This window comes from Oceanobacillus sp. M65, assembly GCF_052246275.1.
Classification (GTDB): domain Bacteria; phylum Bacillota; class Bacilli; order Bacillales; family Amphibacillaceae; genus Oceanobacillus_B; species Oceanobacillus_B jordanicus.
The window spans coordinates 1,119,025-1,131,797 of the sequence record NZ_JBQQCJ010000001.1 but is presented as its reverse complement, the minus strand read 5'-3'; the positions used below and the strand labels follow the sequence as shown (position 1 = coordinate 1,131,797).

General features: G+C 41.2%; 10 protein-coding genes. 3 read left to right on the top strand and 7 right to left on the bottom strand.

Annotation, left to right across the window (positions count from 1 at the left end; all coding sequences use genetic code 11):
- Window positions 1-15: 15 nt before the first annotated feature.
- The gene (locus ACTWPF_RS05325) at window positions 16-636 is read right to left on the bottom strand and encodes a GntR family transcriptional regulator (protein ID WP_119578485.1); all 621 of its coding nucleotides are present in this window, start codon (window positions 634-636) and stop codon (window positions 16-18) included.
- Between the two features lie 19 nt (window positions 637-655).
- Window positions 656-1,987: a four-carbon acid sugar kinase family protein gene (locus ACTWPF_RS05320; RefSeq protein WP_443148572.1), complete on the bottom strand. Its 1,332-nt coding sequence runs from the start codon at window positions 1,985-1,987 to the stop codon at window positions 656-658.
- Window positions 1,988-2,356: 369 nt separating this feature from the next.
- Between ACTWPF_RS05320 and ACTWPF_RS05315 the strand changes: the two genes are divergently transcribed.
- Window positions 2,357-2,788, top strand: a complete 432-nt coding sequence (locus ACTWPF_RS05315; RefSeq protein WP_106897573.1) for a MarR family winged helix-turn-helix transcriptional regulator — start codon at window positions 2,357-2,359, stop codon at window positions 2,786-2,788.
- Complete coding sequence (locus ACTWPF_RS05310; RefSeq protein WP_443148571.1) at window positions 2,785-3,969, top strand: MFS transporter; 1,185 nt, start codon at window positions 2,785-2,787, stop codon at window positions 3,967-3,969. Before ACTWPF_RS05315 ends, ACTWPF_RS05310 begins: the two co-directional genes overlap by 4 nt.
- A gap of 57 nt (window positions 3,970-4,026) precedes the next feature.
- On the opposite strand, the gene ACTWPF_RS05305 is transcribed toward ACTWPF_RS05310, so the two are convergent.
- The 4 genes from ACTWPF_RS05305 to ACTWPF_RS05290 all read right to left on the bottom strand — a co-directional run bounded on the left by ACTWPF_RS05305 (window position 4,027) and on the right by ACTWPF_RS05290 (window position 10,708).
- Window positions 4,027-7,119 carry an AAA family ATPase gene (locus ACTWPF_RS05305; protein ID WP_443148570.1) on the bottom strand — a complete coding sequence of 1,031 codons (3,093 nt, stop codon included), beginning with the start codon at window positions 7,117-7,119 and terminating at the stop codon, window positions 4,027-4,029.
- Window positions 7,120-7,149: 30 nt separating this feature from the next.
- On the bottom strand, window positions 7,150-8,343 hold the full coding sequence (locus tag ACTWPF_RS05300; protein ID WP_443148569.1) for an exonuclease SbcCD subunit D: 1,194 nt from the start codon (window positions 8,341-8,343) through the stop codon (window positions 7,150-7,152).
- A 351-nt stretch (window positions 8,344-8,694) separates the two neighbouring features.
- Window positions 8,695-9,177 (bottom strand): hypothetical protein, encoded by a 483-nt coding sequence (locus ACTWPF_RS05295; RefSeq protein ID WP_443148861.1) that lies wholly within the window; start codon window positions 9,175-9,177, stop codon window positions 8,695-8,697.
- A gap of 493 nt (window positions 9,178-9,670) precedes the next feature.
- Complete coding sequence (locus ACTWPF_RS05290; RefSeq protein ID WP_443148568.1) at window positions 9,671-10,708, bottom strand: lactonase family protein; 1,038 nt, start codon at window positions 10,706-10,708, stop codon at window positions 9,671-9,673.
- A 126-nt stretch (window positions 10,709-10,834) separates the two neighbouring features.
- On the opposite strand from ACTWPF_RS05290, the gene coaW reads away from it, so the two are divergent.
- Window positions 10,835-11,635, top strand: a complete 801-nt coding sequence (coaW, locus tag ACTWPF_RS05285; RefSeq protein WP_443148567.1) for a type II pantothenate kinase — start codon at window positions 10,835-10,837, stop codon at window positions 11,633-11,635.
- 85 nt (window positions 11,636-11,720) lie between these two features.
- Here the strand turns inward: coaW and ACTWPF_RS05280 are convergent, their stop codons facing one another.
- The gene (locus tag ACTWPF_RS05280) at window positions 11,721-12,587 is read right to left on the bottom strand and encodes an ROK family protein (protein WP_443148566.1); all 867 of its coding nucleotides are present in this window, start codon (window positions 12,585-12,587) and stop codon (window positions 11,721-11,723) included.
- Window positions 12,588-12,773: the final 186 nt, after the last annotated feature.

Here is a 12,773-nt window from a genome sequence, read left to right as displayed (position 1 = left end):
ACTGGCATCTCCTTCTTATTGAAATAACATGGATTTCGATTCTTGCAAGTGCTGTCTCATCAAGGTAATACTTTCTTCCTGATGTGCCTCTAGAGCGTTTACAATCGCAACATGATCTTCATAGAACTTGCGAACCCTAGTAGGATCCTTGCGCAAATGACGCAAAGTAATACGAAGTAAATGATCATGGTAGTTTAATAGAATGCGTGTAATCTCTTTATTTCCGGCAATTTCGCTTAGGTCAACATGAAAATCATGATCCAATGAAGCAAAGCCTTTCACATCAAGTTCCTCTGCTGCTACCTTGGTTTGCTCTAAGTTCTCTCTCAAATCACCAAGTTGCTGCGGTGTAATTCGTTCATATAATGCATCACAGGTAAACGTTTCTAATGCGATTCGCAGATTATAAATATCATTGATTCTTTCAATTGATAGATCATTAATCACGATCCCCTGCTTGGAGGAAACGGTGACAAACCCCTCTGATTCTAGACGAACAAGTGCATTTTTTATCGGTGTCTTACTCATATCTAACTCTTGTATTAAGGTGCGTTCTGAAAGGAATTGTCCTGGTGGATATTCTTCTTCCAAAATTTTCTCCTTAATTGCTTGGTACGCTACATCTTTTAAAAGCATCGCGATCCCCTTTCTCCCATTAATAGGTTTTCTTCGCTAAGAAGACATTCTCAAAGAACCCTTCTCCACCTAACTGTCCGCTCTTCAACGCAATTTCTAAATCATCAAAGCGCTCGTCTTCTGAATATGCGCGACATAAAGGAGCTCCTGGTGCAATGCCTTGAAGGACTTCTAGTCCATAAATGCCAAGCTGTGATGTAACAAATCCAGAAGTGTCACCACCAGAGATAACAACTCTCTTCAGTGGAGCACGCTCCATAATGTATTTTGTCCAGCGTCCTAATTGTTGCCCAATATGGATTCCAATGTCTGAAATACCTGCTTGTGTTAGATGATCTCTTGTTGCCTTAATTGCTTTATCTTCCGTCCCTTTTGCTGTATATAGAATCACTTTCTTCTTGGAGTCTAGTAATTCAATGATGCGATTTAGGTAGCTTTCTGGGACATTCTCTTCCGTAAACAATTCATACGGCAGTTGTTCCATATGGAAGCCTGATTCCTCTGCATGTTCCAGCTGTCTCTTGGTAACTTCTGAAACACTTCCCGAAACAACGAGCATTTGATCGATATCACGTGGTTGACGCTCCTTCACTTTGCGCTCCACAATGTTATCCCTTTCCCACTTGTTACCGAGTGCATATTCAATGCCTGAGGACCCAATTAAAAATTGTGTTGTGGTTTCGCTTCTATCTTGCCAAACTTTGTCAGCGAACCAACTCATCTCTTTTTCCTCTGCAGCATCGTAGAGCATAATGTCGTCCGTATCGTTAGTGACTTCCGCTGGGTCTTTTTCCATATCTACCATGTTAATTGTTCCGATAGATTGCTTCGTCTGCTTTTGTAGATGAACCGCTAAATTCGCCTCATCCATTGGCGTTACGGGATGTTTTGACATTACAGGATGTTTATCAAGTCGATAAATGGACCCATGAAAATTAGCAAAATGATTGCCAAATACCGTATATCTTCCCAATGCTGGTGCAGCGACGAGCAATGGATAGGAGCCGCTTTCAAAGTAACGTCTAGCTAAATCAGCAGCATATCCGATACTTCCCACCTCTGGAGCAGAATCAAAGGTTGAACAAACCTTGTAATGAACAAAATAAGGATTTATTTCTTTAAACTTTTTATAAACTGGTGTAAGTTCTTTTTCCATTTCTTCGTTATTTTTCGCACGTGCAGTCCCTGCAACCCCAATACATTGGGTATCAGAGAACCTTTCTAATAATTCTTCTGTTGGCGGTTCCAAAAAAAGAATTGTTCTAAGTCCAAAACTATCTAATGCTTCCATCGCGTCGGTGGATCCCGTGAAATCATCGCCATAGAAAGCAAGAAGTCTTCTATTTTGCATCTGTTTTTGCCTCCCACATGTAAAAGATCCAACATAGATCTAAGATGAATCTATGTTAACACAAGCGTTTTCAAAAAAGCAAGATCTTTTTTGCAAAGGCTTACTAGATTGTGAGAATGGGTGGGTGCTCTTGGGTGATGTGGCGGCGCGCTCAGGCGCTGTTGGCCGATGTTCTGGTGTCCTCAGGCGATGTGTCGGTGCTCTCGGCCGATGTTCACGGTCTCTCAGCAGATGTCTCGGCACAACTTGGTTAATTAACTCCGCGACTTACTCAACAAAAGTGTCCACTCGCTTTACAACGAGCTAAATTTCCTGTAATATAGTTCAGGTGTTTATTTACCTGGGTAAGTATTGAAGAGGGGTATGAAAATGAAGAATGTGGAAAACCGGGATATTATGCATGCTTTAAATCAACTGTCTCGTTATACGGTGAAAGAATTAAACGTACAGCTTAAAGATCATGATTTATATGCATCACAATGGGCCATAATCTACTGCCTGGATACGTTTGGGGCTATGACACAAACGGAGATTTGGAAGTATTTAAATACGGAAGCACCAACTGTCACACGGACCTTGGTTCGGATGGAGAAGAGTGGTTGGATTAGCAGAAAGCAAGGTCAAGACAAACGTGAGCGGATTATTGAACTCACTCCGATGGCAATAGAGCGGATCCCTACTGTCAAAAAATCGGTGGAAAGCTTTGATGAGGAGATGCTTTCGGCTTTTTCACAACAAGAGAAAAACCAATTATACACGCTTTTAGCTAAACTAAAATCATCAGGAGAGACATCAGAATGAAAAATCAATTAGAAAAGATATGGACTCGTAGTTTTATTAGTATTTTTATGACGCAATTCTTAGTGTTTGTCGTTTTTTATACATTAATAACCACCCTTCCGCTTTATGTAATTCAAGAAATGGATGGAACAGAAGCACAAGGTGGTCTTGTTGTTACCTCTATTCTAATCGCCGCCATTGCTGTTAGACCTTTTTCGGCAGGCTTACTTGATCGGATAGGGAAGAAAAAAGGGCTTGTTTTAAGCGTAAGCGTCTTTGCACTTACAACTTTTATCTATATAGGGGTTGAATCCTTTGTTCCATTAATGATCTTACGCTTCATTCATGGTCTTTCCTTTGGCGTAATTACCACGGCAACAGGAGCGATTGCAGCTGATTTAATTCCGCCAGCACGCAGGGGAGCAGGCTTAGGATATTTCGCAATGTCAATGAACCTGGCGGTAGTGGCCGGACCATTTATTGGACTAAGTCTCCTGCAATTTGTCAGTTTTAAAACATTATTTATTATCCTTAGCATATTTATGATTGCTGGAATTTTATCAACCCTTCTCGTTCATGTGAAAGAACCAGTAGGAGCAGAAACGACTGTAAAAAAAGGAAAGCTTTCTATTCATAGTTTAGTCGAACTAAAAGCTTTACCGATCGCCATTATTGCCAGTCTCATTTCCCTTGCATATGCTAGTATCCTTTCCTTTATTTCGGTATATGCAGAGTCAATAGGACTTGCAGCTGCAGCAAGCTTTTTCTTTCTCGTTTTTGCAGGCGTAATGTTACTTTCCAGACCTTCACTTGGTAGAGCCTTTGATAGCAGAGGAGCGCGTTTTGTTATCCTCCCATGCTTGCTTATCTTTGTGGCAGGGCTTGTAATGTTAAGTATTACGTCATCTGCCTGGATGCTCTTTGTCGCCGCAGCCTTAATCGGTCTTGGATATGGCACACTACTGCCAAGCTTCCAAACGATGGCAATTCAAACAGCAGAGCCAGCCCGGAGTGGTCACGCAACCGCCACTTTCTTTATGCTTTATGATGCTGGTATTGCACTTGGCTCATTTATTTGGGGACTTGTGGTTTCGGGATACGGTTACCAGAGTCTTTACCTAGTCTGCGCTGCTCTTGTTCTTGTGGTCATGGTATTGTTTAATATGTATTATAAAAAACAACAGCGACCACATGCATCTTAATAACACATAAACGAAAAAACACAGTACCAAGCCACTGGCTAGTACTGTGTTTTTTTGCTATTTAATTAAAAACTTGGCTCTACTTGAACCTTCCTTCGTTTTCTTCACTTCCAAAACAGCTGGGAAGATGGTTTTTAGCTCTTGAACATGCGAAATAACGCCAATCATTCGACCGGATTGCTGTAAGTCGACGAGTGTATCAATTGCTTTATTTAATGCTTCTTCATCCAGTGTTCCAAACCCTTCATCAATAAACATCGTCTTTATAGAGATATTACCTTGGAAACTTTGGATTACATCTGACATGCCTAGTGCTAAGCATAGTGAGGCGTTAAATTTCTCTCCACCAGACAATGTTTTGACATCCCTTGTCTGACCTGTATATGCGTCATAGACATCAAGAGCAAGCCCACTTTGCCGACCATGAGACTCTTGTCGGTCACTGCGCATTAAGAAAAATTGACCATTTGATAAATGCTTAAGCCGCTGATTTGCTGCATCAATAATTTGTTCCAGGTACTCAATCTGTAAGTACCTTTCAAACGATATTTTACGATTATTCTGTCCACGAATGGCATCGTATAGGTCAGAGATAGTCCGGAGTTTTCTTTCGATGTCTCCAGATTCTTCACTTGCTTTTGCTATGCTTTGATGTAAATCCTTCGCTTCTTGATGATAGTTTTTCGACTCTTGCCAAGTTTTCAGGGTAACTTCATATGTCTCCTTTAACTTAGCCAGTTCAGATTCAATCGCCGACAGATCAGCTTTTTCCTTATCCTTTAACTCTGTCCTGAGCTCAGACACTTGCTCCCTTACGGTGGAGAGTGTTTGCTTAAACTGCTCTACGCTATTTTTTAGTTCATGAAACGCTTCTTCAGATAACTTTGCATCCTGATAATCAGTTTCCGCGGAAAAACTTGCCTCTGCTAAAGCAGTAGTAAATTGTTCTTCCACTTCTTCCCTTTTGGTAGTCGTTTCTACACACTGTTGCTGTACATGGGTAAGCCGTTCTACTGCTTTTGCTTGCATTTCTTTTACTTCTTGCAGTCTTTTCAGGATGGTCTCCCAAGCATTTTCCAACATTTCTTGCTGCTTTTTCGCTTGTTGAATTTTTTGCTCAAGTTCTGTTAAGACCCGAACGTCTTCTGGAATGTTGTTAACTCTCTCTTGGTAAACTGCTTTTGACGTATCATAGGAGGATTTAATTTCTTGATATGCTTTTTCTTTTGCTTGTACTTTTTCTTCTAACTGCTTTGTTGTTACTTTTACCTGTTCATAACTTTGCTTTTGATCTGCTAGTTCTTTACGTGCTTTGTTTAGTTGCTCTACTTCCTGTTTAAGTGCAGTACCAGATTCAGTAAGCTTATCCTTTGTCTGTTCTGCATTTTCCAAGGAAACCGAATAGCTATTTAGCTCCTGCACCTTTTCCTCAACCTGTGTTTTTGCAGCCTGATAGTTTGCCGATACTTCTCTATATTTACTATCAGCAGCATCATAGTCATGCTTGGCCTTTTCAAGTTGTTCCTTAGAAATCGCATCCGCTCTGCTAGTCGCTTTTTCCGGGTGTTCCACACTTCCACACACAGGACAAGCCTCTCCATCATGAAGGTGTTCCGCTAAAAGGGTTGCCTGGTTGCTAATCCAATTTTCCTCCAGCTTAAGATAGTGCTTTCTTTTTTCCTCTACTACCTGCTTTTGCTGCTTTATTTCTGTTTCCAATGTACGTAAATGATCTCTTCGTTTCAGGTAATCCAATACGAGCTTAATTTGTTCCCGCATTTCACCTAATTGCTGCTGCTTGTCGGGCAGTTTTTCCACCAGCTGATCAAGTGTTTTAATCTTTTGATCGAGCTGTTCTGCTTTATTTTTCTGTTCCTCAAGCTTTTCTTTCGCTTGCTGCCATTCTGCATAGGTGGCTTTCCCTTGTTGGTGGAGACGTTGAAGCTTCTGTTTCGCTGTATCCATTTCCTTCACAACTGGTAAAAAGTCATGCAGCTTATCCAATTCTTTTCGTATCGCTTCTCGCTCAGCCTTTTTATTCTCTTCTTTTTCATACGCTGCTTGAACTTCTACTCTTTTCTCATCTATCTGTTTCTTGTTTTGTTCTGCTTCCATTCGAGCTGCTTGCTTTGCTGCCTCATCCCGACGCCATTCTTCCCGCTGCTTTTCATATGGGGCAAGGCGCTGAGCTCGTTCTGCCTTTTCTAGCTGCACTTCTTTTTTCTCAAATTGTTCAGTTTGGTCTACTAATTCCTTTAATCGATTTTCTTTTTGCTCTAAGGCCGCAAAACGGTCATTCAATGCTTTAGAAAGATGGTATGTTGTTTGCTTTTGATTGTGTGATTTGTAAGCATGCTCATAGGCCGCTTTATCCTCCACAATTTTCGCCTCATAGTATTGACGTTCTCCCTCGAGGCCATCTAGCACTTGCTTTGTATTCTGATATTCCGCCTCTAATAGGGGGAAAAGGGTACTACTATCTCGTTTTGGCAAACTTTTTCCAATTGCTGCAATGTATTGATCACGCACACGAACGGCCTGCTTATATGCATCGTCCATGGCAAGCCGCTTTTGTTTTATCTTCTCCGTAATATGCTTATAGGGTTCTGTTTTAAAAAGCCGACGCAGTATCTCTTCTTTGTTTTCCGTCTGTGAGGTTAATAGTTTACGAAATTCCCCTTGTGGTAGCATGACAATTTGCTTGAATTGATCCTGTGTCAAGCCAATAAGTTCCTCTATCTTTCTATCAATCTCGGAAACCATCTGCCTATCCACAACCGGTATTTCATTACCATTGGTTATCTCAAAGAACTCATAACGTTCCCCTGTCTTTGTCTTGTTACCACTTTTTATATGACCTAACTGGCGGAGTACCCGGTAGGTTCGCTCATTTAAAGCAAACTCCAGTTCAACTGCTGTATGGACATTGTCATCAGCAAAGTCACTGCGCAGCATCGCATTGTTTTCTCTATCTTGACCACTTGCAGAGCCATACAGAGCAAAACAGATACCATCAAAAATAGTGGTCTTTCCTGCCCCAGTATTACCAGATATAACAAATAAACGATTTTCCTGTAGATCTGTAAAATTGATGACTTCTTTTTCCTTATATGGGCCAAACGCTGTCAGGGTTAATTTTAATGGTTTCAAATCGCTCGCTCCTTACCGCCTGGAAGGCAACTAATTCGTCACTGCATTCCTTGTTCTTTGAGGGGATGCTGTTTCATTTTCTTCTTTTAATAATTCATCAAGTACTTCTTTAAAAAGCTCTTCCGCTTCCTCTGTCGCCTCATTGCCTTTTACTTCTTTATAAAAAGCGTGGAATAGTTCAATATCACTCATTTTTGTTCGTTCCATAGGCTCATTAGACGCTTCTGATTCAGGGGAGAACATATAATTTTTCCGTTCTACATGCATGGCATTTGGATAAACAGAGCGTACTTTTTCCATCGGTGAAAGAACGGCTGTTTCATCAGTCAAGCGAATGAACACATAATCTTCATTGATAGGATGCTCTAATAATTCATCAAGGGATGCTTCTACTGTGCGAATATCCCGACGTGGTAGAAGTTCTTTTTTCTCAAGAGAGACATCGCCCTTCTCGTCCATTTCCACAATAAAATAGCCCTTCTTGTGATTTTCTTCCGAGATCGAATACTTTAACGGAGACCCGGCATAACGAATTGTTTCCTTTGTTACATAATGTGCCTGATGCAAGTGCCCCAGTGCGGTATAGTGAAAACTACTAAAATGTGTAGCATCCACATACTCCGATCCCCCAATGGATAATGGGCGTTCCGAGTCACTTGTATTCTCCTCTTCTTCACCATATGGTGTCACAAAGGCATGACCAACTAATACATGCCGTGCATTAAGATCCATTGTTGCTTTAATCTCTTCTGTGATTTTTTTAGCAGCTTCGTTATGGGAACGGATCTCTTCATCCCCAAACTCATTACGTACAATACTAGGATCACAGTACGGAACAAGATGAAAATGCACTTCTCCATGCTCATCATGAAGAATAATTGGCTCCATGTCCTTTTTAAGATTCCCTGTAATATGGCAGCCGTTATCGCGCATGATTTTACTACCGAAATTCAAGCGTCCAGGACTGTCGTGGTTGCCCGCAATAGCCAGCACAGGTGTTTTGAGTTGTAGCACTATTTTATCTAACGTATCGTTGAGCAAATGGACAGCATCAGTTGGCGGGACTGCTCTATCATATAAATCACCGGCGATAATAACAGCATCTGGTTTTTCCTCTTCAATTGCCTGAACAAATTGTTGCAGTATGTACGCCTGGTCCTCGGTCATATACACACCTTGCACTAGTTTTCCTAGGTGCCAGTCCGCTGTATGAAAAAATTTCATTCTTGCTCCTCCTTTATATCTACTCATTTTTTGACTTGTCGTAAGTGGGCTCATTATGCGTGGGGATAAGAGGAATGGTTTAGAAAAACTCGCATGTGTACGTTTTTCTATTTTGCAACTTCAACATTTTTACTACGGGGGCATTCCTTCCTGACTAAAATTATTACGATCCAACGTAAAAAAAGGGGTGATTGCACAAAGGCTTTATCGTGTTACCATTGTGCAATAGTCAGCTATGCTGCTGTTTTAATTTATAAAGTGAAACTTCAATCAGTGGGGGTTTTCGTTCTTCCCACTGATTGTTAGTCGAACGAATCGGGGTGTTAGCGTCCGTTTACTCCCACTTAAACATCACGGTTTCCCTTCATGTTCTGAATTGGGAGTCTTACGGACGGTTGCACCGGGGTAAATTTCTTTCTCAAGGTGGAGCGTCTTGTCCGCCCAGAAGGCTGTCTCTACAAGAGGTGTGAAATTTTGTGTTATGTCTTCCTTTTGATTGGTAATAATTTCAACGAGATCATGGTATGCCTGTGTAGTTTGCGAAGTCAGCAGCTCTATTTTTTCTTCAACCTTGTCAAGGCGGCCTTCCACCAACACAAAACGTTCTTCCATTTGTACAATCCGCTTCTCTATTTGTACAATCCGCTCTTCCATTTGTCCCAAGCGTTTTTCCATTTGCGCAAAGCGCTCTTCCACTTGCTCAAAACGTTCTTCTATTTGCACGAAACGCTCTTCCACCTGAGCAAAGCGCCCTTCCATGTTGGCTTCTAATGCCTCTATTTTTTTATTAGTCTCGACCTGATTATCAAGAATTTGCTGTAATATTTCGTTCATCTCCAACTTCATCACCTCCTCTACTTATTATAAAGTGAAACTTCAATCTGTGGGGTGGTTTTTTCTAATCCCACTTAAACATCACGGCTTCACTTCATGTTTTAAAGTGGAGTCTTACGGATGCTTGCACCGGGATAAATTAATTTTCATCCACACACTATATCAATCTATGCATTCTATAACGTGAAACTTCTTGAGGTAGGAGGGTTATTGTCCGTGACGGCAGGGTAAAACTTCTAGTTCTAACGTTAAGCTATTCTAGTAAAAATGTAAAATAAATAAAAGGCTATTTCTCCGTCCAATTTTATCCTTAAAACACAATTCTCTATTAAGGAAAATCACAAAATGAGAGTGCCTAATTCCTTTAAAATAAAAAGATCAATCTGCACATTTTTTTACCTACCTATATTTGCGTACCCTTTCCCCCTTAAAAAAACAGAGAAAAGCCGACACTCAGCCTCTCTCTGTTTGTACGCATCATTCTTAACTATCTTTAACCAAGAAATTTCACACAAACGACTTCTGGCACATCAATTACTTCATCTGTCTGTGTTAATTTCCCTGTTACTTCATCCCTTTTGAATAATACGATATTTCCACTATGTTGATTGGATGCAATCAGGAATTTCCCTGTTGGATCTAGCACGAAATCCCTTGGCCAGTCCCCACCTGAAGGAGTAAGCTCAACTAGAGAAAGTTCACCTGTCTCTTCATTAACAGCAAAAACGGCAATGCTGTTATGCCCTCTATTTCCTGTGTAAACGAATTTCCCATCTGAAGAAACGTGAATGGCACTCGCATCATTTGTCTCCGTGAAATCTTCCGGGATCGCTTTAATATACTGTTTTTCGGTAAAGCGTCCAGTTGCTGCATCATAATCCAAAACAATAACTTCTGAGCGGAGCTCTGTGAGCAAGTATGCTGTCTTGCCATTTGGATGGAAGGCAATATGACGTGGTCCACTTCCCTCTTTGACAGTCAATGTATTTACATGAACCAGCTCGTACTTTTCCTGTTTATACGTGACAAGCTTATCTGTCCCAAGGTCAGCCACTACAATATAGTTTCCATCTGGTGTATAGCCTGTGAAATGTACATGCGGTTTTTCCTGGCGATCGTGTGGGCCACTTCCTTCGTGTTTTAAAAATTGCCCTTGTTCCGCTTCATTATTGCTGCCAACCTGGTGCAGGCCAATATCCCCTTTATGATAGTTCCCTGTTACAAGCACACCGTCCTTCACATCAAGGTGGCATGGTGGCGCACCTTCCACAAGCTGCCCGTTAATGGAAGCAAGTTCACCAGTTTGCTCTGTTAGTTCATAGGCATGTACACCGCCAAGCTCTCCATCCTGAGCAACAGAATATAAATGCTTCTTATCTTCACTAATGGTTAAATAGGTAGGGCTGCCTACCTTTGCCGCAACTTCAGCTTTGCTTAATGTTTCCTTTTCCGTATCCAGTACAAACCGATAAATACCTTCGCTCGTCTTCCGTGTGTATGTTCCTGCATAACCGATAAATTTTGCTGTCATACTTATCTTCCTTTCCAAATTTGTTAAGTCTGTATAGCTTAATTGTATCATGTTACCTTATAACTAACGAAAATATCGCTCGCATTTTGTTATGATAGTAGTAGGAAGGTAATAGGAGGGATGGGAATGAATCTTATTGGAATTGATGCAGGAGGAACACTCATAAAAACGGCACATCGTATGAACGGAAAAATGGTTACGCGTACTTTCCAATCTGAGCAAATGGAAGAATGTATAAGCTGGCTTGAAAAGCTTGGTGGCGAATCGGAGTTTTTCATAACTGGAGGAAAAGGTGCACATATCCAATCCAACCTATCAGGACAGGCTCAGCAAATAGATGAATTCACAGCAACTATAAATGGTACGCGTTACTTAATAGAAGAAGAAGGTCATGAAGTAAGCAATTATATTGTGGTAAGCATTGGTACAGGAACGTCATTTTACCATGTGACACCCCATTCTTTTCAACGTTTGTTCGGTAGTGGAATTGGGGGCGGAACATTAATCGGTCTTGGCTCCCTTCTTTCCAATAAGGAGACAAATTTTTCGTCACTCGTGGCTTCTGCTGAACAAGGTGATGAGAAAGAAAGCGACCTTTTAATACGGGATATTTATGCTCCAACTCCCGCTCCTCTCATGGGAGATCTCACTGCAGCTAACTTTGGAAAGGCACATCTTAATCAAGAAGCGACCTCCCATGACCATATGGCAAGCTTAGTACTGTTGCTTGCAGAGACAATCCTTCTCCTATCTATTCAAGCAGCACAGGCTCATCATACCAAGTCCCTTGTTTTCATTGGGAGTACCTTGGAGGAAAACCCACCTTTAAAACGGCGACTAAAGATGTTTGAAGAAAGCTTTGATTATCAAGCCATATTTTTGGAAAAGGGTGCTCATGCTGGGGCAATCGGGTCGATGTTAGGATAAGCAGTAATCGTCCCAACACGGAAATAAAACACAGCAAAAAGCCATGTACTTGTAAAATGTTACATGGCTTTCTTTCTTCTAAAAATCAATCCAACACTAATGCCAAGGACCCTTTTAAACCAGCTTGGGAACCAAGACCAGGCAAGGAAATATAGTCCTCGATATTGTCGGTGATTTGATTTTTTTTGATATATCCATTTAAAAGCTCCAGTGTTTGCTTTTGAATCTGCTCTATCAACCCTGGGCGCTGTGACACTCCCCCGCCAAATATAATTTTTTCCGGAGAGTATGTAACAATAGCATTTACAGCTGCCTGCGCTAAGTAATAGCCTTCCAGCTCCCATGCACGATCGTCAGTCAATTCTGTTCCAGCAACGCCCCATCTCGTCTTTAAAGCAGTGCCTGAGGCAAGTCCCTCGAGACAATCTTTGTGGTACGGGCAGCAACCTGAAAAATCATCCATTTCATGGCGCTTTATAAACATGTGTCCAGCTTCTGGATGCATTAAGCCATGCAAGAGCTTCCCATTGAGAAACACTCCAGCACCAATGCCTGTCCCTACAGTAAAATAAACACAGGAATCTTTTCCTTTTGCGGCGCCCCATTTAATTTCTCCAAGCGCTGCTGCGTTCACATCTGTATCTACCACGATTGGCATACCAGCCGGAAAATGCCCTTCAAGATGCTTTAATAATGGGTAGTGCTTCCAGATCGTTTTCGGCGTTTCTAAAAGTGATCCATAATCAGGCTGAGTCTTATTCACTTGAATAGGCCCAAATGAACCAATTCCCAGTCGTTCAATTTCTTTCCCTTTAAAAAAGTCCACGACGTCCTTCAAAGTTTCCTCAGGTCCTCTTGTTGGGATACTTATCTGTTCTAGTATTTCTCCCTGTTCAGTACCAACTCCGCAAATGAATTTGGTGCCCCCTGCTTCAATTGCTCCGACTAACATCTTACCACTCCCCCTATGTAACCGTTCTCTATTTCATTATATAAGGGTTAGGAGAATAAATATAGCATTTATTCTGAAAAACGCTATGGCTGAGAAAAATGTTCCACCTATTTATTCGACACCAAATGACAATTCTTGAATATTCAGTCTGTGTTTGGTTTAATAAAACACATACTTATAAAGAGA